At 61.6% G+C, this 24,550-nt stretch carries 21 protein-coding genes; 7 read left to right on the top strand and 14 right to left on the bottom strand.

Going from position 1 to position 24,550, the window contains the following annotated elements; all coding sequences use genetic code 11:
- Positions 1–4 precede the first annotated feature (4 nt).
- The 5 genes from phnE (MUN73_RS04675) to MUN73_RS04655 form a co-directional block, all read right to left on the bottom strand.
- A complete protein-coding gene (gene phnE, locus MUN73_RS04675; protein WP_250139278.1) occupies positions 5–811 on the bottom strand; it encodes a phosphonate ABC transporter, permease protein PhnE in 807 nt (268 codons plus the stop codon).
- Positions 811–1,611, bottom strand: coding sequence for a phosphonate ABC transporter, permease protein PhnE (phnE, locus tag MUN73_RS04670; RefSeq protein WP_250139277.1), 801 nt, complete (start codon positions 1,609–1,611; stop codon positions 811–813). Before phnE (MUN73_RS04670) ends, phnE (MUN73_RS04675) begins: the two co-directional genes overlap by 1 nt.
- A gap of 3 nt (positions 1,612–1,614) precedes the next feature.
- The gene (phnC, locus tag MUN73_RS04665) at positions 1,615–2,439 is read right to left on the bottom strand and encodes a phosphonate ABC transporter ATP-binding protein (RefSeq protein ID WP_250139276.1); all 825 of its coding nucleotides are present in this window, start codon (positions 2,437–2,439) and stop codon (positions 1,615–1,617) included.
- 6 nt (positions 2,440–2,445) lie between these two features.
- The gene (gene phnD, locus MUN73_RS04660) at positions 2,446–3,624 is read right to left on the bottom strand and encodes a phosphate/phosphite/phosphonate ABC transporter substrate-binding protein (protein WP_382181501.1); all 1,179 of its coding nucleotides are present in this window, start codon (positions 3,622–3,624) and stop codon (positions 2,446–2,448) included.
- 398 nt (positions 3,625–4,022) lie between these two features.
- A complete protein-coding gene (locus MUN73_RS04655; protein ID WP_250139274.1) occupies positions 4,023–5,228 on the bottom strand; it encodes a potassium channel family protein in 1,206 nt (401 codons plus the stop codon).
- 110 nt (positions 5,229–5,338) lie between these two features.
- Here MUN73_RS04655 and serS point away from each other — a divergent pair, with 110 nt between their 5' ends.
- From serS to MUN73_RS04640, 3 genes are all read left to right on the top strand, one after another.
- Positions 5,339–6,718, top strand: coding sequence for a serine--tRNA ligase (gene serS, locus MUN73_RS04650; RefSeq protein ID WP_250139273.1), 1,380 nt, complete (start codon positions 5,339–5,341; stop codon positions 6,716–6,718).
- A 128-nt stretch (positions 6,719–6,846) separates the two neighbouring features.
- Positions 6,847–6,993 carry a hypothetical protein gene (locus MUN73_RS04645; protein ID WP_250139272.1) on the top strand — a complete coding sequence of 49 codons (147 nt, stop codon included), beginning with the start codon at positions 6,847–6,849 and terminating at the stop codon, positions 6,991–6,993.
- Positions 6,994–7,103: 110 nt separating this feature from the next.
- The gene (locus tag MUN73_RS04640) at positions 7,104–7,553 is read left to right on the top strand and encodes a MaoC family dehydratase (protein WP_250139271.1); all 450 of its coding nucleotides are present in this window, start codon (positions 7,104–7,106) and stop codon (positions 7,551–7,553) included.
- Positions 7,554–7,701: 148 nt separating this feature from the next.
- Here MUN73_RS04640 and MUN73_RS04635 read toward each other — a convergent pair whose 3' ends face one another.
- Positions 7,702–9,888 carry an elongation factor EF-2 gene (locus MUN73_RS04635; RefSeq protein ID WP_250139270.1) on the bottom strand — a complete coding sequence of 729 codons (2,187 nt, stop codon included), beginning with the start codon at positions 9,886–9,888 and terminating at the stop codon, positions 7,702–7,704.
- A gap of 226 nt (positions 9,889–10,114) precedes the next feature.
- Here MUN73_RS04635 and MUN73_RS04630 point away from each other — a divergent pair, with 226 nt between their 5' ends.
- From MUN73_RS04630 to MUN73_RS04620, 3 genes are all read left to right on the top strand, one after another.
- Positions 10,115–10,870, top strand: a complete 756-nt coding sequence (locus MUN73_RS04630) for a DUF5781 family protein (protein WP_250139269.1) — start codon at positions 10,115–10,117, stop codon at positions 10,868–10,870.
- Positions 10,871–10,983: 113 nt separating this feature from the next.
- On the top strand, positions 10,984–11,691 hold the full coding sequence (locus tag MUN73_RS04625; protein ID WP_250139268.1) for a DUF7504 family protein: 708 nt from the start codon (positions 10,984–10,986) through the stop codon (positions 11,689–11,691).
- Between the two features lie 85 nt (positions 11,692–11,776).
- Positions 11,777–13,882, top strand: a complete 2,106-nt coding sequence (locus tag MUN73_RS04620) for a hypothetical protein (RefSeq protein ID WP_250139267.1) — start codon at positions 11,777–11,779, stop codon at positions 13,880–13,882.
- Here the strand turns inward: MUN73_RS04620 and MUN73_RS22760 are convergent.
- The gene (locus MUN73_RS22760) at positions 13,857–13,982 is read right to left on the bottom strand and encodes a DUF7503 family protein (RefSeq protein WP_425492715.1); all 126 of its coding nucleotides are present in this window, start codon (positions 13,980–13,982) and stop codon (positions 13,857–13,859) included. The two genes, MUN73_RS04620 and MUN73_RS22760, sit on opposite strands and share 26 nt — an antisense overlap.
- Before the next feature lie 171 nt (positions 13,983–14,153).
- Positions 14,154–14,642, bottom strand: a complete 489-nt coding sequence (locus tag MUN73_RS04615; RefSeq protein ID WP_250139266.1) for a HalX domain-containing protein — start codon at positions 14,640–14,642, stop codon at positions 14,154–14,156.
- Positions 14,643–14,877: 235 nt separating this feature from the next.
- On the opposite strand from MUN73_RS04615, the gene MUN73_RS04610 reads away from it, so the two are divergent.
- Entirely contained in the window at positions 14,878–16,866 is a 1,989-nt protein-coding gene (locus tag MUN73_RS04610; protein WP_250139265.1) for a hypothetical protein, read from the top strand.
- 51 nt (positions 16,867–16,917) lie between these two features.
- On the opposite strand, the gene MUN73_RS04605 is transcribed toward MUN73_RS04610, so the two are convergent.
- The 6 genes from MUN73_RS04605 to rpoB all read right to left on the bottom strand — a co-directional run bounded on the left by MUN73_RS04605 (position 16,918) and on the right by rpoB (position 24,545).
- A complete protein-coding gene (locus MUN73_RS04605) occupies positions 16,918–17,526 on the bottom strand; it encodes a 30S ribosomal protein S7 (protein ID WP_250139264.1) in 609 nt (202 codons plus the stop codon).
- Between the two features lie 2 nt (positions 17,527–17,528).
- Positions 17,529–17,957 carry a 30S ribosomal protein S12 gene (locus MUN73_RS04600; RefSeq protein WP_006671958.1) on the bottom strand — a complete coding sequence of 143 codons (429 nt, stop codon included), beginning with the start codon at positions 17,955–17,957 and terminating at the stop codon, positions 17,529–17,531.
- 193 nt (positions 17,958–18,150) lie between these two features.
- Positions 18,151–18,588 carry a NusA-like transcription termination signal-binding factor gene (locus tag MUN73_RS04595; RefSeq protein WP_250139263.1) on the bottom strand — a complete coding sequence of 146 codons (438 nt, stop codon included), beginning with the start codon at positions 18,586–18,588 and terminating at the stop codon, positions 18,151–18,153.
- A 3-nt stretch (positions 18,589–18,591) separates the two neighbouring features.
- Positions 18,592–19,788, bottom strand: a complete 1,197-nt coding sequence (gene rpoA2, locus MUN73_RS04590) for a DNA-directed RNA polymerase subunit A'' (RefSeq protein WP_250139262.1) — start codon at positions 19,786–19,788, stop codon at positions 18,592–18,594.
- The gene (locus MUN73_RS04585; RefSeq protein WP_250139261.1) at positions 19,781–22,711 is read right to left on the bottom strand and encodes a DNA-directed RNA polymerase subunit A'; all 2,931 of its coding nucleotides are present in this window, start codon (positions 22,709–22,711) and stop codon (positions 19,781–19,783) included. The genes rpoA2 and MUN73_RS04585 overlap by 8 nt, the downstream gene beginning before the upstream one ends.
- 4 nt (positions 22,712–22,715) lie before the next feature.
- Positions 22,716–24,545, bottom strand: coding sequence for a DNA-directed RNA polymerase subunit B (rpoB, locus tag MUN73_RS04580; protein ID WP_250139260.1), 1,830 nt, complete (start codon positions 24,543–24,545; stop codon positions 22,716–22,718).
- Between the last annotated feature and the right edge of the window lie 5 nt (positions 24,546–24,550).

The following is a 24,550-nucleotide window of genomic DNA, read 5'->3' as shown; positions in this document are numbered from 1 at the left end:
CATCTCATCGTACTTTCTTCCGCGCGTAGGCGGAGATCCCTTCGCTTACCAACACGATACCCAGGATCGCGACGAGCAGTGCCGAGACGGTACGCCAGGCGAACGAGTCGATCGCCTCGAACAGCTGGACGCCGATCCCGCCCGCACCGACGAAACCGAGGATAGTCGCCGCGCGGACGTTGATATCCCAGCGGTACACCGAGATGCCGACGAGAGCGGGCTTTATTTGCGGGATGATCCCGTACAACAGCAGCTTCAGCGGTGATGCGCCGGTCGCTCTGATGCCTTCGACCTGTCCGAAGTCGATCTCTTCGATCTCCTCGCCGAGTAGTTTGCCGACGAAGCCGATCGATCGAACCGCGGTCGCGACGGTCCCTGCGAGCGCGCCGGGGCCAAACATGATGACGAACAACAGCGCCCAGATAATCACGTGGACGGAGCGCGAGACCGTGACGATGAGTTTTCCGAGGAGAAACGTCGCCTTGTTCGGCGTCGTGTTCTCGGCGGTAATGTACGCCACCGGGGCGGCCATGATCACCGCGGCGATCGTTCCCACGACCGCGATGCGGATCGTCTCCGCCAGCGGCGCGACGGCGTTCGGCAGGTACGCCCAGTCCGGCGGGTACATCCGGCCGAACAGGTCCGCGAGCTGCTCGGGCGCGGTCGAGACGTACTGCAGGGACATGTTGCTCGTTTCGGCCAGCCAGGCCCACGAGCCGATTACCGTGACGACGGCGACGAGAGCGAAACCGATCCGGACGGCCCGGGCGCGGCCCTCGTAGCGGCTCCAGGTTCGCGTTGCGCTCGCCATCACTGGACCCTCCGTCTGACGACCGCACTGACCAGTTCGGCGACCAGCACGACGGCGATGATCGCGATCAGAATCGCGGCGACGTAGTCGTACTCGTACCGCGCGTACGCGCGGTTGAGGAGTACGCCGATCCCGCCCGCGCCGACGATCCCGACGATCGTCGACGAGCGGATGTTGATGTCCCAGCGGTAAACGGCCAGCCCCACGAACCGCGGAATGACCTGCGGGACGACGCCGTAGACGATCGCCTGCAGGGGGGACGCACCGGTCGCACGGATCGCCTCGACGCTTTTCATGTCGATGTCCTCGATGTCTTCCGCGAACAGCTTCGAAAAGAAGCCGATCGTCTTGAAGCTGATCGCGACGATCCCCGCGAGCGGGCCGAACCCGAGCGCGACGACCGCGATGATCGCCACGATGAGCCCGTCGATCGCCCGCGAGATGCTGATTATCGCCCGACTCAGGTAGTAGATTGGCCGCGGCGAGAGGTTCTCCGCCGCGCCGAAAGCGACCGGCAGGCTGATGATGATCCCCGAGGCGGTCGCGATCATCGCCATCGCGACCGTTTCGATCATGGCGTCACGAAGGCGGATCGTATCGCTCTGTCCGGTCGCTGGCGGCAGCATCGAGTCGATCAGCTCCAGGCCGTAACCGACACCCTGAACGAACCGCTGGGGCGTGATCGCGAGCCCCGCGAGCGACCACCCGATCAGCCCGAGCGTGAGCAGGTAGACGGCCCACTTGGTCCGGTGGCTCCGAAACGCCGTCGGGCGAGTCCAGGTGAACTCCTCCGTCGACATCGATTACTCCTCCACGGGCACGGGATCGGTTGGTTTGTCGGTCGTCGAGGCCGTATCGGCCGCCGTTTCGGCAGCGGGTGCCTCGGGCATCCCCTCGTCCCTGTAGATGACGTCTTTCGCGTCGCCGGTCAACTCCGCCGTCCGACCGTCGAAGACGAGGTTCCCGTCGTGCAGGCCGAGAATGCGATCGGCATACTGCTCGGCGAGGTGGACCTCGTGAATGTTGATGAGCACCGGGATGTTTCGATCGACCGCGATATCAGTCAACAGCCGCATTACGTCGCGGGACGTCTCCGGATCGAGGCTTGAGGTCGGCTCGTCGGCGAGGATGATCTTCGGCTCCTGAATGACTGCACGCGCGATCCCGACGCGCTGACGCTGTCCGCCCGAGAGTTCGTCGACGCGCTTGTTCTCCATGTCGTCGAGGCCGACCAGTTCGAGCAGGTCGTACGCACGCTGGACGTCCTTCTGCGAGAAGTTGCGTCTGAACGCCTTCCAGGTCGAGACGTAGCCGAGTCGTCCCGAGAGGACGTTTTCCATCACCGTGAGCCGCTCGACGAGGTTATACTCCTGGAACACCATCCCGATGTCCCGGCGGGCGTTCCTGAGCTCCTTCTTGCCGAGTGCGGTGAGTTCGGTCCCGTCGAGGGTGACCGTCCCGGCGGTCGGCTCGGTGAGCCGGTTGATACACCGGACGAACGTGCTCTTGCCGGCCCCGCTGGGGCCGATCATCGCGACGACCTCCCGGCCACCGATCTCGACGGACACGTCTTTCAGCGCCTCGTCGCCAGTTGCATAGGTTTTCCCGAGGTTCTCTGTTCTGAGCATCGTCGATCAGAGGTTGCCGCTTTCGTACTCGACGCCGTTGTACCGCTGGATGACCATGATGTCGTAGAAGACGCTCCTGTAGTCGATTTCGACGAACTCGGCGTAGTTGGTCGACTCCTCGTAGCCGGTTCCCGACCAGTCGGTGTCGAGCCAGACGCTCTTTATGTCCGCTACGAGGTCCGGCTCGAGGTCGTACCGGTGAACCATTGGTCCTGGCGGAAACGGATCGCTCGCCCAGACGACTTTGTAGTCTTCGAAGTCGATGTCGTCTCTCGACTCGACGAGATCCTGGATACACGTGCTGCAGATCGGTCCACAGTCGTAGTCTCCGGCCGAGATCCCGATCGCAGACTGGTCGTGGCCCCCGGAGAACTGGACCTCGTAATCCTCCTCCGGGGTGACATCGAAGTACTGATCGAACAGCGCCGACGGCGCCTGGTGACCGGAGTTCGAGGCCGGCTCGGTGTGTGTCACGTCGAACTCGGGGAAATCCTCGACGCTCTGGATGTCGTCCATGTCCGATCGAGTGATCGCGAGCAGGCGATAGCCGAACTGGCCGTCCGACTGGACGCCGCAGGCGAACGGGACGACGTCCGCAAGGTTCACCGCGAACGCAGTCGTCCCCGTAGAGACGTTGCCGATGTGCGCCCGGCCGGATCGCAACGCCTCGACGGTCGCAGCGTAGGAATCGACGGGCTCCCACTGGACGGTCTTGCCGGTCGCCTCCTCGAGGCGATCGAGGAGGTCCTGGACGTTGTCCTGGAACTGCGCTTCGCCCTCTTCGCCGGGCTGGTCGACGAACACGAGCGGATCGGGGTCGACCAGTTCGCTCTCGTCCGTCGGCGGTTCCGTCACGGGGTTTCCATGCGGGACCTCGTCGACGTCGCGACTGGCCATTGATTCGAGGTTTGCCCGGCGACCCCGAATGTAATCGTTCTCGACGACCTGTGAGAGCAGGTAGTTGTTGTCCTCCCACCCGGGGTTTTCCGGGTCGAAACTGTCCGAAAGCATTGGATCGTTCGCTTCGCCGGATCCACCTCCACTGCTGAGACCGGCGCCGGCCTGAGCGGAATCGTCATCACCCTCGAAACAGCCCGCCAGTGCAGCCAGCCCGATAGAGCTGCTGCCGAGGATGAATTTACGCCGCGAGTGATTCGAGGATAAGTCGGATTGGTTCTCCGTCATCGAGCGATTCTCGGCGAGGCATAGTTAATAATTCTTATAATATTGGTATTTGGAAGGACGAACCGTTCTGGAACGACGCGGTCCCGGAACCGTGAGAACGTCACCCACAGTATCGCTGACGAGGAGTAGCGACAGGAAGAACAACGCGAAAGCCCAGGTGAGGCCATCCGGAGTTCACTGACGTTCGAACTGTTCTGTTAGTTCCGGAACTGCGCGATCGCCTCGAGTCACTTGCCGGGTCTGACAAACAGATGCTGGCCGTCATCACTGACGTCGGTTCCGACAGCGGTACGCCGGATTCGATCGCTGTCAGAAGCGCCGTCAGCGGTCATTTCTGACCGCAAACACGGGCTATCGTCGGCCCCGAACCCGGGCGGCCGGGAGACCGGGACGGTGACTCAGGCCTGTGCCAATTCTTCGAACGCGGCCGCCGCAGTCCGGGTCCCCTTCGAGATGAGCACGTCGCCGCCCTGGATCTCGGCGTCCGCGTCGCCGACCAGCAACCACCCCTCCTCGGGCCGGCGGATCGCGATCACCGACATCGTCGACTCGGTCTCGGGCAGGCCGTCGACGATCGGCGTCCCGTCGAGGCCGCTCCCCGTCTCGACCGCGACGCGCGTGATGATCTCGTCGCTCTCCTCGACGGCCATCCCCACGACGGGGTGGACCTCGATCTCGCGGAGGACCCCCTCGCTGATGTCGACCGCCGCGTCGCTGATGACCTCCGTCGAGTTGCCCAGGTGGATCAACCCGCGGAGGGCGACCGGGTCGGACGCGTCCGCGGCCGCCCGGAGCGTCCAGGCCTCGAACCGCGACTCGAGGGCGTCGACCTCGACCTCTAAGTTCCGGACCTCCTCGGCCAGCGCCTCGCTGTCGAACAGGACGGCGCTGTAGGCCAGGTCGACCGCCAGTTCGGAGAGGTTCTTCATGTGGACGATCGTGTCCACCGCCCGCTCCAGATCCGCGACGTCCGAGGCCGCCGTGGTCGGCGGTTCGTAGTCCGTCCCGGTCAGCGTCTCGAAGACGTCGCCGATCGCGACGTCCGGCCCCCGGAGGAGCGCCGCGTCCTCGGGCCGGATGACGGTCGTCGGGCCGGGGTTCAACAGCCAGTCGTCGCCCCGGCGGAGCGCGATCACGCGCACCCCTGTCTCCGATTCGAGGTCGATGTCCTCGAGCGTCCGATCGGCGTACGGCGAGTCGGCGGCGACGACACCGCGGACGAGCGTCTCGACGGCCTCGGGCAGGGCCGCCCGCATCGCCTCCGGGAGCCCGATGTCCTCGAGAACGACCTTCGCGATGTCGCCTGCGGCGTCGCTGATCGCATCCGCGGCGGCGACGATGCCGAGCACCGGCGCGAGTCGCTCGGCGTCGTCCGGGCTTCGCGTCGCCATCATCAGCCCCATTCGCGCCCGCATCTCGAGGACGTTCATCTGCTCTTCGAGCCGCAGGACCTCCGTCGCGATGTCCTCGCTCGAGTGGAGCACTGCCGAGTAGGAGAGGTCGATCAACAGCTCCGCCGTGTCCTTCATCTCGACGAGCAGGTCCTTGACGTTGACCGGCTCGTACTCGATCGGTACCGACGCCTCGCCCTCGAGCGGGTCCATACGACAACTGAACCGTGCTCGGCAAAAAAACGTTTCCCGGACCGTCTCACGCACGACCCACACGAGAGCTTCCGACACGGTTTTGGACGGGCGCAAAGAAGCCACGAGCGATGATCGACCGGAGCTACCTGCGCGAGCACCCCGACGAGGTACGCGACGCCCTCGAGAACCGGGGCGCCGAGGTCGACCTCGACGAACTGCGCGACCTCGACGAACGCTGGCGGGAACTGAAGGCCCGCGGCGACGAACTGCGCCACGAACGCAACCAGATCACCGAACGGATCGGGAAACTGGTCGCCGAAGGGAAAGACGACGAACGCGAGGAGGCGATCGCCCGATCGAAGGAGCTCAAAGCGGAGGTCGAGGACGTCGAGAGCGAGGCCGCCGAACTCAAGGACGACCTCGACCAGCGCATGCTCGAGGTCCCCCAGATCCCCCACGAGAGCGTCCCGCTGGGGGTCGACGAACGCCACAACGTGGAGGATCGGCGCTGGGGGTTCGACGACCTTCGCGACCTGCCCGCGGACGTAACCCCCCACTACGACCTCGGCGAGGAACTGGACGTCATCGACGAGGCCCGCGGCGCGAAGACGACCGGCTCGGGCTTTTACTTCCTCAAGGGCGACGGGGCCCGCCTCGAGCACGCCCTGATCCAGTTCATGATGGATATCCACCGCGAACAGGGCTACGTCGACCTCTTCCCGCCGGTTCCCGTCAAGAGCGAGGCCATGCGCGGAACCGGCCAGTTCCCCAAGTTCACCGACGACGCGTACCGACTCGGCGGTAGCAACGAGGAGGAGTACGAGGACGACGACCTCTGGCTCTGCCCCACCGCGGAGGTGCCAGTGACCAACATGTACGCCGACGACATCCTCCTCACGGACGACCTCCCGCTGAAACACCAGGCCTACACCCCGAACTTCCGGCGCGAGGCCGGCGAACACGGCACCGAGACGCGCGGGATCGTCCGCGTCCACCAGTTCAACAAGGTAGAACTCGTCAACTTCGTCGAACCCGAGGACAGTTACGACCGGCTCGAGGGCCTGCTCGACGAGGCCGAGGAAGTGCTCCGACGACTCGGCCTCCCCTACCGCATCCTCGAACTCTGTACCGGTGACCTGACCTTCGCGAGCGCGAAGACCTACGACATCGAGGTCTGGGCACCCGGCGACGACATGGACGACGGCCCCGAGGAAGGCGGCCGCTGGCTCGAGGTCTCGAGCGCGTCGAACTTCGAGGACTTCCAGGCCCGTCGCGCCGGTCTCCGCTACCGGCCCGAGCGCCACGAATCGGCCGAGTACCTCCACACCCTCAACGCCTCGGGGCTCGCGCTCCCGCGGGTGATGGTCGCGATTCTCGAGTACTACCAGAACGAGGACGGCACCGTCACGATTCCCGAGGCCCTCCGTCCGTACATGGACGGCCAGGAGGTCATCGAGGGCCACGAGAAGGTCGGCGAGGCCGCGCTGGGTGCCGGCGATCGGGAGTAACGAACCGCGTCCGACTCGATCGCTGACGATCAAGAAGGTATTCGTCCCGTCACCGATCGGCGAGAGCGTCCCCCGATCCGACTATGATTCTGCGAAAGCGTTATGAATTCTTGTCTATACACACGAGTATGTATCTCGATATTCGTCAGAAACTAATCGCCTCGGTCGTCGGCATCCTGTTCGCTCTCGGGATGCTGATCCTCTTTCCCTGGTGGCTCGCGCTGCTCGGATACGGGGCGATGCTCCCGTTTTTCGCGCGGGTACTCGCGGCGTGAGCGGTCCGCTCGCGGCCCGTGACGACGGCCCCGGATTTGCGTAGTGGTCCGGGACTGCGACCGTCCCGTGGCGCACAATATTTTATGTCGATCGGTGAGCGTCCTCACGTATGACCCGCTACTACGAGGATATCGCGGTCGGCGAAACGATCGACTGCGGGAGCTACGAGATCACGAAGGACGAGATCGTCGAGTTCGCACAGAAGTACGATCCCCAGCCGTTTCACCTCGACGAAGAGGCCGCGAAAGACTCCTTTCTCGGCGGCCTCGTCGCCAGCGGCTGGCAGACCGCCTGTCTCTGCATGCGCCAGAACGTCCGGCACATGGACGATCGCCAGTTCGCCGGCGCGCGCGGCGTCGACGACCTCCGGTGGATTCAGCCGCTCCGCCCGGGCGACACGCTCTCCGTCGAGACCGAGGTCGTCGCGAAAGAACCCAACGAGACGTATCCGTCGATCGGGAACGTGACGATGGAGACGATCGGCCACAACCAGCGCGACGAACCGGTCATCACCTACCGCGCGCTGGGGATGATGGAGCGGCAGGACCCGATCGAGTAACCAAGTAGTTGATACTGATACGAGCGGCGAGAGGCGGTGGAGTACACCGTTTACATCCATGAGCGTCGAAGACGCGAACGGCGTTTTTTGGTCGAGGTTTTTTGCTCGAGGGTGAGCGGAGCGAACCCGAGAGGAAAAAAGGTCGGTTCTAGATGTAGTCGATCGACGGCGGCAGTTCGAGCTTCATGCCCTTGCGCTCGCGGATCTCCATGATCTTCTCGCGCTGGAGCGAGTCGGACATGACCTCGAAGCCGGCGTTCTCGGTGTTCCAGGAGGCACGGCCCTCGGTCGCGGAGCGGATGTCGGAAGCGAAGCCGATCATCTCGCCGACGGGCGCGATACCCTCGACGACCATGAGGTCACCTTCCTGATACATGTCGTCGACGCGGCCACGACGACCCTGGATCTCGCCGGAGGCGGCACCCATGTGGTCGTTGGGCACGTCGATGCGGACGTCCTGCATCGGCTCGAGCATCTTGATCTGGCCGTCGATCAGCGCCTTGTGGACGGCCTCGCGGGTCGCGGGGATGACCTGTGCCGGACCGCGGTGGATGGTGTCCTCGTGCAGTCGGGCGTCGTGCAGACGCATGAGCGTCCCCTGGACCGGCTCGTTGGCGAGCGGACCGTTGTCGAGGGCCTCCTCGAGCCCCTCGATGACGAGTTCCATCGTCTCGTTCAAGTGCTGGATACCCTTCGTGTCGTCGATCAGGATGTTCGTCCCGTGGATGTGTTCGACGTTCTGGGACGTGTCCTTGTCCATGCCGGCGTCCTGCAGGGCTTCACGGCGTTCCTGCTCGGGCATGTCCATCGACGCCTCGCCGAGCTTGATCGTCTCGACGAGTTCGTCCGTCATCGGCTCGATCGAGATGTAGAACCGGTTGTGGCGGTTGGGCGAGATGCCCTCGACCTGGTCGCTCGCCTCCTGGGGCTGTTCGCGGAAGACGACGATCGGTTCGCCGGTGTTGACCGGAATGCCCTGGTTCTTCTCGATACGCTGGGTGATGACCTCGAGGTGGAGTTCACCCTGCCCGGAGATCAGGTGTTCGCCCGTGTCCTCGTTGATCTCGATCTGGATCGTCGGGTCCTCCTTGGACACCTGCCGCAGCGTCTCGATGAGCTTCGGCAGGTCGTCCATGTTCTGGGCCTCTACGGCCTTCGTGATGACCGGCTCGGAGATGTGCTCGATCGACTCGAACGGCGTCATCTCGACGCTTGAGACCGTAGAGCCAGCAATGGCGTCCTTGAGACCGGTGACGGCGGCGATGTTCCCGGCGGGAACCTCCTCGACTTCCTCGCGCTCGCCACCCATGTAGATGCCGACGGACTGGACGCGGTTCTTGCCCGCGGTCCCGGAGACGTACAGCTCCTGTCCCTTCTCGAGGGAGCCGGAGAAGACGCGACCGGACGCGATCTCGCCGGCATGTGGGTCCATCGAGATGTCGGTGACCATGAAGACGACCTCGCCGTCCTCGTTGACGAGGCGCATCTGTTCGGCGAGTTCGGAGTCGTCGTCGCCGCGCCAGATCCGCGGAATACGTCGGGGCTGCGCGTCGACGGGGTTCGGGAAGTGCTCACAGACCATGTCGAGCACGACGTCGGACAGCGGCGTGCGCTCGTGGAGTTCCTGGCGCTGGTCGTTGCGCTCCATCTCCATGATATCGCCGAAGTCCATCCCGGTGCGTTGCATCGACGGCATCGAGACGCCCCACTTGTACAGCGCGGAGCCGAAACCGACGGTGCCGTCTTCGACGGAGACGGTCCAGTCGTCGATGTCGTCCATGTCCTGGGTCATCCCGCGGATGAGTTCGTTGACGTCGTGGATGACCGAGAGGAGGCGCTGTTGCATCTCTTCGGGCCCCTCCTGGAGCTCCGAGATGAGGCGGTCGACCTTGTTGATGAACAGGGTCGGTTTGACGCCCTCGCGGAGCGCCTGTCGGAGAACCGTCTCGGTCTGGGGCATGGCCCCTTCGACGGCGTCGACGACGACGAGCGCACCGTCGACGGCGCGCATCGCGCGGGTCACGTCGCCACCGAAGTCGACGTGGCCCGGCGTGTCGATGAGGTTGATGAGGTGGTTGGTCTCCTCGTACTCGTGGGTCATCGACACGTTCGCCGCGTCGATCGTGATCCCGCGTTCCTGTTCGTCCTCCTCCGTGTCCATCGCCAGCTGCTCGCCGGCAGTCTCGTCGGAGATCATGCCGGCACCGGCCAGCAGGTTGTCAGAAAGCGTCGTTTTCCCGTGGTCGACGTGAGCGGCGATGGCGATGTTCCGGATGTTCTCCGGTTCGTCCATCAGCCGTTCACACTCTTGGACGATCTTCTTGCGTCGGCCCATATACCCCCCAATACCGGTAGCGGGGTCAAAAGGGTAGTGTTTCGTCTCCGGTCGAATTCAGCGAATTTCCCCGTTGGGGCGTCGGAATGTCCAGTTTACGTGAGTGAATGCCACGCACCGAGACGGTTCTCGACGGGGTCCGATAGGCGACGGCTCGCCGGGCCAGTTGCGGCCACCGATACCGGGCGTAAGAGACATACTTCGAGGGAACTTGGTATTGGTACGCATGGATGTCCACGTCCAGGGACCGGGCCCGACCGCGCCGTTTCTCAGCGCCCGGGACCGATTCGAAACCGAACACGATCTGACGCTCCCGGTCGAGATCCAGTTGCGGGACGACCCCGACGAACGCACCTGGGCCGGCCACTACGACGACCACCACGTCCTGAACATCTCGCGGCAGGCCGCCTCCTCCGCGATGGCCCCGGAACTCGTCCTCCACGAGTTCGCCCACATGGCCAGGTACGAACAGGAACATCCCTCCCACACCCAGTCGACCGAAGAGGTCCTCTATCTCGCGCTCGCCGGCAAATCCGTCGAACGGCGAAAGCTCACCCACTGCTACCAGATCGCCAACCACATGAAAGACATCTACGCCGACGACATCACCCTCTCGGTGGGCCCCGGAAAGAAGCTCCTCTCCTTTCTCGAATCGAGTCTCGCGGCGGCCGTCGCCGATCGGCCCGGAACGCCGCCGCGGCCGGGCCTCGAACGGATCTCCCCGGGTGCCGATCCCGAGATTACGGCCGTCAACGCGGCGTTCGCGCTGGCACTCGCGGAACGTCACGACCTCGTCGACGACGGCCACCGACTGTACGACATCGCACACGCGGCCGCGATGGACGCTCCGGAGGTCCCGTTCGGGGAGTTCAACCGCCGCTTCCGGGAACTCGCGCGCGACCCCGACACGAGCAGCTACCGGCAGGTGCTCGTCGAGGCGACCCGATCCTACGTCGGCGGTGTGGAGTCCGCGGCCGATTAGGACCGAAGCCCACGCTCGAACCCTCGAAGCGGTCCGTTGCCCGATCGGTCCGCCGTCCCCCTCGACCCGAACGTTTAATGTTTGACACGGCTAACGAGTGGAACATACAATTGATGTTCTCGGCCAAGGATCGCGAGGAAGAGCCGACCGACGATTCGTTCACCGAAGAGTTGTCACAGTTGAAACGACGGGGTGCGAGCGTCCTGGTCGTCGGCTCCGTCCGCCCCGAGCATCAGCGGAGCGCCTCCCGACGCCTGCTGGGACACGCGTCCGAACGTGACCGCCGCCGCGTGCTCGTCTCGACGAGCAGCGGTGATCATCACTCGCTCGTGAGTGAGCCCTCGATTTCGGACGGACTCCGGTTCGTCACCTACGGGAGCCAGACGCGTAGCGCCGTCGCCTCCGAACCGATCGACGACCACACCCCGCCGGCGATCGACGACGACGGAACCACCGCGGACACCCTTGGCGACCTCGGCATCGCCATCTCGAGCGCGATCGAGGACTTCGAAACCGACGCCGACGGCTTCGAACCGAGCGAACTCCGGGTCGGCGTCGACTCCCTGCTCCCGCTGCTCGAGGACTACAGCACCGAACAGGTGTTCAAGTTCGTTCACCTGATCAACGGCCGCGTGACAGACGTCGATGGAATGGTCCACTACCTGCTCCCCGTCGAGCCGGACGCCGACGTCGTCCCGGTCCTGAAACCGCTGTTCGACGTCCTCGTCGAACTCCAGGATCGGAACAACTGCCTCCAGGAGCGATGGTCCCTCCCGGACAGTGGCCACTGTTCCGGGTGGCTCACCGCACCCGAGACGTAACAGCTATCTCACCAGCGGTCATGCGAGTTCACTATCTCGACGGCCGGTTCGTGACTGCGACTCTGCGCTCTCACTCCCCACTCCAATGAACCCGAAATTCGAACCGATCGAGGACGGCCTCGAAATTATCGACCCGATCGAACGCCACCGGTACCGGCTCACGACCCACGAGCCGGTGACACCGACTGCTGTCGATTGCGATCGAATCCAGTATCCGATCGATGCAGCGGTCGGAATTACGACGGAAATGCTCACGCTATCGACGAAGGAGACCATCTATATTCGCAGCGCGGACGGATCCATGGTTGGCGAAGTCCAACCTAACGAACAGCGATCGTTTCGTCAGGGGGAATATACGCTCGACCTTTCCGCCTCGATGAAAGTGTATGTGAATATAACGTGCGGACTTCACATCTATTCCGATACCAATCGAACGTACATCTCCTTCGAAGATCGGACCCACGCGATCATCGGTGCCCGATCGTATCACACGCGCCCTGCGGAGACGATTACCACGACGAGAGAGCCCACGGACGTAATGAAAGCAGTGTCTGCGTTCGGATCGGCTCTCAAAACGACGACGCCGGAGCGATCGTACCCGACGCTTCGAGGACATCCGCCGAAACTCGAACAGGGAGAGGAATTGCACATTCCTGCTACGATAGACCGGCCACAGACGGGGATTCGTATCGAAGTACCACCGGAACTGGGCTACGTGTTCGTCGTTACTCCACTCGCATACTATCTCGGAGCGACCGTCACGCCCGGCCCGGAGCCGAAGCTCATCACCGAAACGGGGTACACGCATTCGCTCAAGACCGATGGTAAATTCGAATCAACCGTAGAACGAACGCTCAAGCAACTGTTCTTGCTTGATTGCATCGTTCGAACCGAGGGGATGACGCCGCTGTCCCTCCATGAACGGGAAGCCGTCGAACCGATTCTCGACTTCGACCCCGGAATTGCGTACGAGAAGTCGCTTTCGGAACAGGTTGCGATGTATCTCGACGAACCTGTGTCCTCCCTAGAACCACACCTTCCGAAGTGGCAACTCGAGACGCGGGTCGATTCCCCGAGCGAAACGATCGAATTTCTTCCGTTCATCGCTGACGATCTCTCGATCGTAAAACTGGACGGGAGAGACGAAACTCGGGACAAGAAGCCACGGGTCGAGGCCCAGAATCAGGCGATCGAAGCGTTTACACGAGGTAGTGGGAGTCAAACTCGCCACTCGACCAGAGGAACAGACACACTAGCCCACCCTCACGGGGGATCGGAAACTTCAACGGTGCAACAGCGGTGGAACGGAACGAATTCGTCACCGATCTCGAGTACGACTCCCTTGACAGCATTCCAGAACGATATCGGGCGAACGCCGAAAGACGATCCCATCTCGATCGATGTGGTCTGTAACGACTCGAAGATGAACGAAGAACTCGAGACGGTAAACAAATTCTATGGTAATCACAAAGAACTTCCGTTTGATGTGACTATTCATCACAATCTAACGAAGAACGCATTTGAACGGATTCTCACCCAGGAGAGCGATTTTTGCCACTACATCGGCCACATCGACACAGATGGATTTCAGTGTTCGAACGGAAAGTTCGACGCCAAATCACTCGACAGCGTCGGCCTAAAAGCGTTCTTACTCAACGCATGCCAATCACATGATCAGGGGCTAACCCTTATAGAAAAAGGGAGTATCGGAGGAATCGTAACACTCACTGATGTTGTTAATAGCGGGGCCATTAGTGTCGGCAAGACAATCGCACGGCTGTTAAATCAAGGGTTTCCTATTTATGCATCTTTAGATATTGCTCGGAGGAAGAACGTGATGGCGGAACAATATCACATTGTAGGCAGTGGGGCTACAAGGATAGCCCAATCAAGAAGGGGAGAACCAGCGATTTGTTTAGTTTCTCGGGAGAATAACATGTGGAAAGTCGAAATGGATACGTACCTTACACCTAGTTCTGGAAAGGGAGGAGTGTTCGTACCACATATAGAGTCAATAAACACACATTATATAAACCCGGGTAATACAAAAAACCTCTCTATTGCAACTAGTCAAGTACTTGATTTATTATCTGTCGATGATGTACCTGTCGTGTATAATGGCGAAATGATCTGGAGCGATATGTTTATAAAAACAGTTGAATCGATTAGGGACCGTGATAAGAACTATTAATTGCTGCAACAGTCCCTGCCTGGGACAAGACTAACATCATGGTGAACAGCACACCGATCATTCGCGGGTGATTCTTCAGGTACTGAGTTAAGTCCGTCATGGTACGTTCTACCCATGGAACGCGCCCGTAATCAATTTATTTTAATATATCATATATAGCAATAATAGTATTATTCCGTGTGTTAACCGATCGAAACGTATGAGATAATAGAACAGCCCCTTAGACACGGAAATCCAGACCTCAGAAAGGGAATTCGTAAATTACGGCCTTTCACTCGTCGAGCAGTTGGCGCAGTGCCCGATCGAACTCCTCAAGCGAGAGTTCCTCCCGGATCGATGCTGCACGGTCTCTACACTCCTGCAGTTCCTGAGTAACGGACACGTACTGATCGGTTACGTCGGCGTCCGAATCTCGCTCCGTCTGGAGCAGGGCTCGCTCGGTCGCCAGTCGGAAGAGTTCGTTCATCGATTCCTCGTATTCCTTTTCCAGAGCCAGTCGCTCGATCGTCCTGTATAGCGTTTCGTCCGAGACCGGCTGGACAAGGAATTCGTCGGCACCGCGATCGATCGGGTCTTCTGAGGGGACGTCCGACATCAATGCAAGAATCCGTGTGTCGGGAGTACGTTGTCGAACGATATCCAGTACACCACGTGCATCGGGTATCTCGAGATTCCAATCAAGGAGTACGACATCGTAACTCTCGTCGATCTGGTCTAGGATCGATTTGTCGAACTCAGCGTCGGAAATTTCGAAATCCATACGACGATCGAGCACATCTGGATCCTCAAGTGTCAAGTCCGGATGGACGACGAATAGATGGATAGTAGATTCCAGCACCACGTCTCGTACCAGTACTGGTCGGCAGGTGCTATTAAATGTGATCGAGTAACTGCAACCAACCGGTTTGATTTCCAACAATATAACCACTATCGGAGAGCATAATACTAACATATGACTCGTGTTTAATAATCTTATTGACAATAGGTGTTAGAATATGAAGGCCACGATTGAAAATACTTCAGATGGGTTAGAAATTATCGATCCGATCGAACGGATCAGACAACGACTCCTGACACCAAAAAAGGTAGAACCTGTACCGTCCAGGGGCCGTAAGATACCGTATCCAGTGGATACAACGAGACAGATTATTACGAACTCATTGACGGTACTGACGAAGGAGTCGATCTACGTACACAACGATGAGGGGGTATTAATTGCGGAAGTAAACCCAAACCAATCACTCTCCCTCCCCGACGATAGATACGTTCTGGACATTTCTTCAGGGATGAAGGTGTACTTTGCTGTCGATAGTTCTATGGATATTGACTTTGGAAGCGAAGACAGCGAAATCTCGTTCGGAAGTGCTACCGAGGTAGTTATCGGTGCCCGATCGTTTCATACGAACCCAGCAGGGACGATCAAAACCACGACGGATCCATCAGATTTGATGAAGGCAGTATCGTTATTCAGTTCCGCACTTAAAACGACGTCAGTCGAACGATCGTACGCCACGCTCAGGGGCCATCCACCGATTATCGAACTCGGCAACAAACTAAATATTCCGGATCAATTCGAGCGTCCGGAAACGGGCATCACGATCGAGATACCGTCAGATGTCAGGCACGTACTCGTCGTTGCGCCGCTTGCATACTATCTCGGGGCGAAAGTGGTTCCCGGAGCAGAACCCCTACTCAGAACGCCAACAGGATATTCGTTCCGACTCGGGAATGGGGACGAATTCGAATCAACAGTCGAACGGGTACTGAGACAGGTGTTTTTCTTGGATTGTATCGTTCGAACCGAGGGCGAAGGTCCAGGACCATTGTACGAGCGACAGGTTGTGGAACCACACCTCGAATTTGATATCGAGGAAACATATAATGAATCACTGGCCTCTCGAACAGAGATCTACCTCAAAGAACCGTTCGAGACGGTCATGTCGTATCTCCCAACCTGGCCTGTTACAACTAAACTGGAAGAAAATGAGAAGAACGTGAAATTTCTTCCCCACCTCGTCGAAGAACTATCGGTGATTTATACCACCCAAGACGACACCTTCTCGAACAAATCTGCTTCCCACGTTTTGCACGAGGAAACTCGCGCGACTGCTCATCAACGCTGGAACACGGTCAGGTCCTCAACGGTTATGGGTCGGTCGCCGTTATCGGCATTCCGACACAGCCTCGACCGATCTCCCCGATCGGGGCCGATCAAAATAGAGGTCGTTTGTAACGATCCAAAAATGAACAGCGAATTCGTGAGCGTACACAGCAAATACGAAGAACGAGATCGGTTCCCGTTAGAGGTTACGCTCCATCACAACCTGACGAAGGACGAATTCGGAGATATTCTGGCGAAAAACAGCGACTTCCTTCACTATATCGGGCACATCGATCGAGAGGGCTTTCGGTGTTCAAATGGAAAGATAGACGCATCGAAGATCGATACCGTTGGCGCGACAGCTTTCTTCCTCAACGCATGTCAATCCTATCGTCAAGGCCGCCAACTCATCGAATTGGGTAGCCAGGCAGGGATCGTAACGCTCGATGATGTGAAAAATCGGGAGGCTGTCGAGGTGGGGAGTATCGTTGCTCAACTCCTGAGTCACGGCTTTCCGATGTATGCGACAATGGATATCACACGAACGGTCCGCACTGGTGGACAGCAGTATCAAATTATCGGGGCAGGGAAAACAACAGTTTCACAACCAGAATCCGGATCACCATTGCTGGGAATCATCAAACGAAAATTAGGTAAGAGAACGATCGACTGCCACACATACATAACGGAGCTATCCACCCTCGGTGGGATACACCGCCCTCGCATCGAACCGGTCGACGCGTATCATCTATTTCCGGGCAACGCTGGAGAAACTCCCGTCACGAAACGTCAACTCGTAGACTTCCTTGAGAGCGGTGATTTCCCGGTCCTCTTGGACAGTGAACTGCGGTGGAGCAAGGAGATAAAAACGACCGAATTGTGAACTGGAGCAGTCGCTCACTATCGATCATCAGAAAATGAAATAAGAACCGCGTTAGCGTGCAGCCGCCGCGACGCGCTCTTTCTCTTCTTTCTGGCTGATCGCGTACGTCTGGACGTCGTAGTTGGCCGCGCCGACGAGCTGGTTGGCGATCGCTTCCGCTGCGGGCGTGGTCGTCTTGAACGAGTCGTTGTAGACGCCTTCGGCGAGGAACTTCAGGGCCTGGTCGACGCGTCGCTGGGGGGCGACGTCGACGGCCTTGGGGACCGAGATGCCACCGTACTTCAGGCGGACGGTCTCCTCGCGCGGGGCGGCGTTCTCGACGGCGGTCACGAGCACCTGAACGGGGTTCTCCTCGGTGCGCTCGTGGACGAGTTCGAACGCCTCGCGGACGTGGTTGAGCGACTGCTGTTTCTTGCCCGTGTTCTCCTCGGTCTGCATCAAGCGATTGATGAACCGCTCGACGATCGAGACCTGGGACTTCTTGAACTGCTTGCTGGCGTGGCGGCCGGCGGTGTGAGCGATCGGCGTCACCGTGATATAGCGTTCGGTGGAGGGATCGCCGTACTCGATCTCGCCGATCTCCCACGTGCCGAACAGCTTCGCGGAGACGTCGGCACCGCCTGCCGGGGCGTCAGGATCCGGTTGGTCTTCTGCAGCCATAGTTATCGCACCGGTTTCTCTGCGTTACCGCGGACCAGTTCCTTGAGCGCGACGCCGTTGACCTTGTCGACCTTGTAGTTGACGCCGGAGAGGTCGCCCATCGCACGACCCTTCGCCCCACCGATACCGGCGATGGTGACTTCGTCGTGTTCGTCGATGAACGAGATGGCGCCGTCACCGGGACAGAACGCGGTGACCTGTTTGCCGTTCTTGATCAGCTGCACCCGGACGCACTTTCGGATCGCCGAGTTGGGCTGTTTGGCTTCGATGCCGACCTTTTCGAGTACGATACCTCGTCCCTGCGGGGCGCCCTCGAGTGGGTCGGACTTCTCGCGAAGTCCACGGGCGCGGCGCGCGTAGTCCGAGTCGGACCACCGCTGCTCCTGGCGGTCCTTCTTGAGCTTGCGCGCGGCGTACTTGCCGTTTGCCATGAGCGTCGTTATCCGTCGAAGCCACTTAAGCGGCCCGTTTCGAGTCGGGCGTTACGGCACGAGAGCGCTTTAGATACCTCGCTCGCCGATTCTGCGGGCGTCTCGCTCGATCAAATAACGGTCACAGCGGACGTTAGCGACGCTCGGACGCCCTGAGGTTTCCGAACGAAGAACCGGGAGAGCGATCGACCGCTCAGATCAACTGCACGTCGTCGATCCCGAAGTGACGAGCCGCCAGCGTGCGTGCGGCGTCGATCGTGCGGCCGCCCTGTCCGATCGCCACGCCGTGATCCTCCTCGGCCACTTCGACGTAGGCGACGGTGTCGTCGTTTTCGCTGATCGTCACGTTGTAGACGGCCGCCGGCGCGAGCGTGTTCGCGACGAAGGTTTCGGGGTCGTCGGCAGCCTCGACGAGACGGACCTGTGCGTCGACGCGCTCCTCGAACTGCTGGATCGTGCGACCGCCGGGTCCGATCGCGTCGGCCATTCGGTCGCTCGCGACGACGATCAGGAGCCGGGTCGTCCCGTCGCCAGCCGCGTCGTCGACGATGCAGTCCGTTCCGCCGACGCCCGTCGCGTCCTCGAACGCCGCGAGATACTGGCGAGCGTCGTCGGTGAGCCGGACGCCCATCGATCAGTCGGCCTGTCCGCCGCCGGAACTCGTCGAGCCCATCCGGAGGTCGACGTCGCCGGTCCCGAGCTTGATCGGTTTGCCGACGATGACGTTCTCGGTAACGCCGTCCAGGTCGTCGATTTCGCCGTGAATCGCGGCGTTGAGCAGGTGGTTGACCGTAACCTCGAACGCGGCACGGGCGAGTACGGACTCCTTCGAGCCCGAGATGCCGTGACGGCCGATCGACTCGATCTCACCACGATTCGTCATGATGTCCGCGACGAGCATCAGGTGCCGGACGTTGACGTCGTCCAGCCCCTGCTCGGCCAGCGTGTTGTTCGTCTCCTCGATGATCGCCTCGCGGGCGGCCTCGATACCGAGGTTGCGGTGGATCTCGTGGATGTTGTTACACGTCGTCCGGGAGGCGTCGACGCCCTCGATCTCGAGGACGTCGCCGAAGGCCGACCCCTCGGTGTAGAGGACGAACTCCTCGCTGCCGTCGTCCATCTCCTCGCGGCGGATGACGACCCGCGAAACCTCCTCGATCCCCTTGAACGTGATGTCGCGCAGTTCCTCGACCAGCTGGAGCAGGTCGCGATACGACGGCTCCTCGGGGCCGAACTGGATCTGGGTCCCCTGCTGGACCGTGCTCACGCCGAGGTGGTCCTCGATGATCTCGGCGACCTCTTCCGGCGTGATCATCCGCTCGCGGAGGGTGTCGTCGTTGAGCGAGATCTGGACGCGCATGTCCGCGACGTTCGTCGAGACGTCACCCAGCGCGAGGATCTTGGTGGCCTCGATCTTCCAGACGACCTCGTGGGCCCGCTCGCGCTCGGTGGCGTACTCGTCCTCCAGGTGGACGGTCATCATCGGCGTGTCCGGGGTCTTCCGGGCGTCGACCAGTTCGATGAGTCGGGGAAGCCCCTGGGTCACGTCGATCTCCGCGACCCCCGCGTAGTGGAACGTGTTCATCGTCAGCTGGGTCCCCGGTTCCCCGATCGACTGGGCGGAGACGGTACCGACGGGGTCGAGCGGATCGACGCGAGTGTCCACGTACCGGGCCTCGACGGCCTTCGCGAGTTCGTCGGCGTCTTCGACGGTGGCGTCGCCCCGGCCCTCGAGCGTCTCGTAGACCTCGTCTTTGAGTCGCCGGGGGAGATTGGTGTCCTCCACGACCGCGATCGTGTCGTCGTCGACGTCGTAGTCGACCTCAGTCATCGGAGGTCACCTCCGGACCCTCGTAGAAGCGACGATCGTCCGCCTTCTCCGAGAGGTTGGTCGGCTCCTGTGTGGTGCCGAGGAACTCCGCTCGCTCCTCTTCGGACGCGAACTCGGAGTCGAGCACGCGATCGGCGATCCGTTCGACGTCGATATCGTTGTCGTCGCCGGAGGAGACCTTGACCGGCGAGGTGCCGTCCTCGCCGAACTCGAACTGGACGATCGTGTCGCTGGTGTCGCGAACGGTGCCGTCGTACTGGGTCTCGAGTTCGGAGAGCGCGTTGATCAGACGGCGCTGGAGGTAGCCGGACTTCGAGGTTCGGACTGCGGTGTCGACCAGCCCCTCGCGACCACCCATCGCGTGGAAGAAGAACTCCCGCGGGGTGAGGCCGCCGGTGTAGGAGTTCTCGACGAAGCCGTGGGCCTCCGCCGAGAGGTCGTTCGGCTTGTAGTGAGAGAGGGTCCGGTCCTCGTAGCCGCGATTGATCCGCTCCCCGCGGACTGCCTGCTGACCGACCGAGCCGGCCATCTGCGTCAGGTTCAGCATCGAGCCACGCGCCCCCGAGGAGGCCATGACGACCGCCGGGTTGTCCTCTTCGAAGTGCTCTTCCGCGATGTTACCGGCATTGTCACGCGCACGCGAGAGCGTCTGCATGATCTTCATCTCGAGGGTCTCGTCGATCGTTCGGCCCGGCAGGGACTCGAGTTCGCCCCGCTCGTAGGCCTCGATCAGTTCCTCGACGCGATCGTTGGCGTCCTCGATCGTCTCGTCGATGCGAGCCTGGGCCTCTTCCGGGATGGTCTCGTCGTCGATCCCGATCGAGAACCCGAAGTGCATGATCGCCCGCATGGCGAGCGTCGAGACCTCGTTGATGAAGATCCGCGAGCGGGTGTTGCCGTAGACCTTCGTGATCTGGTCGACGATCTCGCCGCCGAACTCGCCGACCTCGTCCTCGGCGATCGTCCCCTCGACGAGTTGGCCGTCCTCGATGACCACTTTGTCGCCGACTGTGCCCGTGAACTCGAGATTGAGGTCGTCGGGCAGGAGTTCGGAGAAGACGTCGTAGCCGGTCCAGAACGGGACTCCTTCGTCGTCGATGCCGCTCGGCTCCGGCAGTTCGTCGATCCGAGTGGCACGCAGCAGATCGAGTGCCTGCGTTTCGTTGAACCGGGGGTTGTCGTGGGTCAGGAGGTACATCCCCGAGATGTGGTCCTGGATGGCCCCGATGATGTTCTCCCCGAAGCGGGGACTCAGGATCTGTTCCTGGACACGCATGAGCACGCGCGCTTCCGCGCGAGCCTCCTCGTTCTGGAGGGCGTGCATGTTCATCTCGTCGCCGTCGAAGTCGGCGTTGTACGGCGGACAGACGACGGTGTTCAGCCGGAACGTCTTGTACGGCATGACCACGACCTCGTGGGCCATGATCGACATCCGGTGCAAAGACGGCTGACGGTTGAAGATGACGATGTCGCCGTCGATGAGGTGTCGGTTGACCTCCCAGCCGGCCTCGACCTTCTCTGCGAGCTGTTCGCAGTTCTTTTCGGTCACCTTCAGCCGGCGGCCGTCGGGTCGGCGCACGTAGTTCGCGCCCGGGTGGCCTTCGGGACCGTTCGCGACGAACCGCCGGGCGTCCTCCAGGTTACGCTCGGTGACGTTCATCGTCTGGGTCATCTCCTTGGCGACCCGGTCCGGAACGCCGACCTCGTTCAGCGAGAGGGTCGGGTCCGGCGAGATGACGGTTCGGGCGGAGAAGTTCACGCGTTTCCCGGACAGCGAGCCACGGAAGCGGCCCTCCTTGCCCTTCAGCCGCTGGGAGAGGGTCTTGAGCGGGCGGCCGGAACGGTGTCGCGCCGGCGGCGTACCCGAGATCTCGTTGTCCATGAACGTCGTGACGTGGTACTGGAGCAGTTCCCACAGGTCCTCGATGATCAGCTGCGGCGCGCCGGCCTCTCGGTTCTCCATGAACCGCTGGTTGATCCGGATGATGTCGACCAGTTTGTGCGTGAGGTCGTCCTCGCTACGCTGGCCGTTGTCGAGCGTGATCGACGGCCGCGCAGTGACCGGCGGGACGGGAAGGACGGTGAGGATCATCCACTCGGGCCGGGAGCGCTCGGGATCGATCCCCAGCACTTCCATGTCCTCGTCCGGGATGTCCTCGAACCAGTCGCGGATGTCGGAGGGCATCAACTTGTTCGTGTCCTCCTCGGTGAGGTCGATGTCCAGGGCCTTCTCGATCGCCTTGCGCTGGCTCTCGCGCGGCCGGAACGACCCCGAGAGGATCTCGTTGATCCGCGTGAGGTCGATCTCGGTCTGTTCGGCGAGTTCGTCAGGCGTCGTTCGCTCGACGCCTTCCTCCTCGTCGCCCTGCATCGCGCCGGCGATGCGCTGGGAGTACTCGCTCGTGAGAACCTGCTGGACCTCGTAGTACGTGGTCGGTTTCTCGTGGTCGATGTCGTACTGGATCTCGCCACAGAACGGACAGCGATCCTTCTTGCGGGCCTGCCGGATCGCGGCCTTGGTCACGTCGTTGAGGTCGCGACTCAGCTTCCGGGATTCCGTAATCTGGTCGTGGAACTCGTCGCGTTCGTCCTCCGTCAGCAGGAGCCGCGAACACTCGCGGCAGGTCCCCCGCAGGAGGCGCCGGATGAGCTTCGTGAAGCCGACGTGGATGACCGGCGCGGCGAGTTCGATGTGGCCGAAGTGGCCGTTACACGAACCCGAGTGCTTCCCGCAGGTCTTGCACTCGAGGCCGGGGTCGATGACGCCCAGCCGGGGGTCCATCAGCCCCATGTCGATCGGGAAGCCGTCGTCGTCGTAGGTGTCGGCGGTGATGATCTTCGTCGCACTCATCTCCCGGTACTCCTCGGGCTCCATGAGCCCGAAGTTGATCTTGCCGATGTCTTTTGGTGTCCCGTTTTGCATAGTTCTAGACGGCGTCTTCGAGTTCGAGTCGCGGTGCGATACCGAGGGCCTTCATCTCGTCGAGGAGGAGCTTGAACGCGTAGCTCATCTCGATCTCGTGGATGTCGGTCTCCTCGTCGCAGTTCGGACAGTAGACCCGTCGTTGTTCGACGTTCTCGACCGCGCTCATCCCACACTGGCCACAGATGTGGATGAACTCGCGGTCCGACTCGTCGAGCAGTCGTTCTTTCAGCGTCATCGCGGCTCCGTGGCCGATGAATACGTCGCGTTCCATCTCCCCGATCCGGAGCCCGCCCTCGCGGGCGCGACCCTCCGTCGGCTGGCGGGTCAGCACCTGCACCGGCCCGCGCGATCGGGCGTGGAGCTTGTTCGAGACCATGTGGTAGAGTTTCTGGTAGAAGATGATCCCGACGAAGATCTCGGCCTCGATCTTCTCGCCGGTGATCCCGGAGTACATGGTCTCCTTGCCGGCGGAGTCGAAGCCGGCATCCTCGAGTCCCTCGCGGAGCGCGGACTCGTCCTCGCCGAGGAACGGCGTCCCGTCGACGCGACGGCCCTCCATCGCGCCGAGTTTACCGCCGATCATCTCGAGGATGTGCCCGACCGTCATGCGCGACGGCAGGGCGTGTGGGTTCAGGACGAGGTCGGGCACGACGCCCTCCTCGGTGAACGGCATGTCCTCCTGGGGTGCGAGGTGGCCGACGACCCCCTTCTGGCCGTGCCGGGACGCGAACTTGTCCCCGAGTTCGGGGATCCGCTCGTCGCGCACCGAGACCTTCGAGAGCTTCGAGCCGTCCTCGCCCTCCATCAGCGTGACGGTGTCGACGACGCCGCTCTCCCCGGAGCGCATCGTTACCGACGTCTCGCGGCGCTTCTGTGGCGAGAGCCCGCCCATGTCGTCCGGTTCCTCGAGGAACCGGGGCGGGGACGTCTTCCCGAGCAGGACGCTGTTCTCGTCGACCGTCGTCTCGGGGTTGACGAGACCGTCCTCGTCGAGGTGGGTGTACGCCTCCTCGCCGCGAGCCCCGCGGACGTCCTGGCTGGGGATCTCGAAGCGGTCCTCCTGACCGCCCGGATACCGCCGTTCCTCGCCCTCGTAGGTGCGGAAGAAGTGCGATCGAGCCAGGGCCCGCTCGACCGAGGCCTTGTTCATGACGAGCGCGTCCTCGATGTTGAACCCCTCGTAGCTCATCACGGCGACGACGAAGTTCTGGGCGGCGGGTCGATCGTCGAAGCCGATCTGCTCGGTGGTCTGGGTCTTGACCATCGAGAGCTGCGGGTAGTGCAGGAGGTGCTGGCGCGTGTCCGGCCGGATGCGGTAGTTCGCGCTCGGCAGACCGAGCGACTGCTTGACCATCCCCGCACCCATCGTAATGCGCGGGCTGGCGTTGTGCTCGGGGTAGGGGATCATCCCCGCACCGATCCCGAAGATCAGCTGCGGGTCGATCTCGAGGTGCGTGTGATCCTCGTTCAGGTCGTCCTCGTCGACGGCGACGTAGATGTCCTCCTCCTCCTCGGCGTCGATGAACTCGATGTAGCCGTGGTCGACGAGGTCCTCGAACTCGAGGTCACCCTCGCGGAGCGCCTCGATCTCCTGGTCGGAGATGCGCGGTTCGCCGTCCTCGACGACCAGCAGCGGTCGCCGTGCGCGACCGGCGTCGGCGTTGACGATCACTTCGCGCGTGCGCTCTTTCACCGAGACGTTGACCATCTCGCTGACGTCGCCGATGCGTCGTGCTTCCCGGATCTGTTCGGCCAGTTCGTGCGGATCGGGGTGTGTCCCCACCAGCGACCCGTTGACGTATACCTTGGCTTCTCGTTCTTGGCTGCTCATGGTGT

It is taken from the genome of Halosolutus amylolyticus, assembly GCF_023566055.1.
GTDB classification, from domain to species: domain Archaea; phylum Halobacteriota; class Halobacteria; order Halobacteriales; family Natrialbaceae; genus Halosolutus; species Halosolutus amylolyticus.
This window is presented reverse-complemented; position numbering and strand designations above follow the sequence as displayed.

Coding starts and splice junctions, on each gene's coding strand:
- rpoA2 (WP_250139262.1), bottom strand. CDS start 19,788: ATGACTGAGGTCGACTACGACGTCGACGACGACACGATCGCGGTCGTG.
- phnE (WP_250139278.1), bottom strand. CDS start 811: ATGGCGAGCGCAACGCGAACCTGGAGCCGCTACGAGGGCCGCGCCCGG.
- phnD (WP_382181501.1), bottom strand. CDS start 3,624: ATGACGGAGAACCAATCCGACTTATCCTCGAATCACTCGCGGCGTAAA.
- MUN73_RS04605 (WP_250139264.1), bottom strand. CDS start 17,526: ATGGCTGCAGAAGACCAACCGGATCCTGACGCCCCGGCAGGCGGTGCC.
- MUN73_RS04635 (WP_250139270.1), bottom strand. CDS start 9,888: ATGGGCCGACGCAAGAAGATCGTCCAAGAGTGTGAACGGCTGATGGAC.
- MUN73_RS04600 (WP_006671958.1), bottom strand. CDS start 17,957: ATGGCAAACGGCAAGTACGCCGCGCGCAAGCTCAAGAAGGACCGCCAG.
- MUN73_RS04655 (WP_250139274.1), bottom strand. CDS start 5,228: ATGGACCCGCTCGAGGGCGAGGCGTCGGTACCGATCGAGTACGAGCCG.
- MUN73_RS04595 (WP_250139263.1), bottom strand. CDS start 18,588: ATGGGCGTCCGGCTCACCGACGACGCTCGCCAGTATCTCGCGGCGTTC.
- MUN73_RS04645 (WP_250139272.1), top strand. CDS start 6,847: ATGTATCTCGATATTCGTCAGAAACTAATCGCCTCGGTCGTCGGCATC.
- phnE (WP_250139277.1), bottom strand. CDS start 1,611: ATGTCGACGGAGGAGTTCACCTGGACTCGCCCGACGGCGTTTCGGAGC.
- serS (WP_250139273.1), top strand. CDS start 5,339: ATGATCGACCGGAGCTACCTGCGCGAGCACCCCGACGAGGTACGCGAC.
- MUN73_RS04615 (WP_250139266.1), bottom strand. CDS start 14,642: ATGGATTTCGAAATTTCCGACGCTGAGTTCGACAAATCGATCCTAGAC.
- MUN73_RS04620 (WP_250139267.1), top strand. CDS start 11,777: ATGAACCCGAAATTCGAACCGATCGAGGACGGCCTCGAAATTATCGAC.
- MUN73_RS04610 (WP_250139265.1), top strand. CDS start 14,878: ATGAAGGCCACGATTGAAAATACTTCAGATGGGTTAGAAATTATCGAT.
- MUN73_RS04625 (WP_250139268.1), top strand. CDS start 10,984: ATGTTCTCGGCCAAGGATCGCGAGGAAGAGCCGACCGACGATTCGTTC.
- rpoB (WP_250139260.1), bottom strand. CDS start 24,545: ATGAGCAGCCAAGAACGAGAAGCCAAGGTATACGTCAACGGGTCGCTG.
- phnC (WP_250139276.1), bottom strand. CDS start 2,439: ATGCTCAGAACAGAGAACCTCGGGAAAACCTATGCAACTGGCGACGAG.
- MUN73_RS04640 (WP_250139271.1), top strand. CDS start 7,104: ATGACCCGCTACTACGAGGATATCGCGGTCGGCGAAACGATCGACTGC.
- MUN73_RS04585 (WP_250139261.1), bottom strand. CDS start 22,711: ATGCAAAACGGGACACCAAAAGACATCGGCAAGATCAACTTCGGGCTC.
- MUN73_RS22760 (WP_425492715.1), bottom strand. CDS start 13,982: ATGACGGACTTAACTCAGTACCTGAAGAATCACCCGCGAATGATCGGT.
- MUN73_RS04630 (WP_250139269.1), top strand. CDS start 10,115: ATGGATGTCCACGTCCAGGGACCGGGCCCGACCGCGCCGTTTCTCAGC.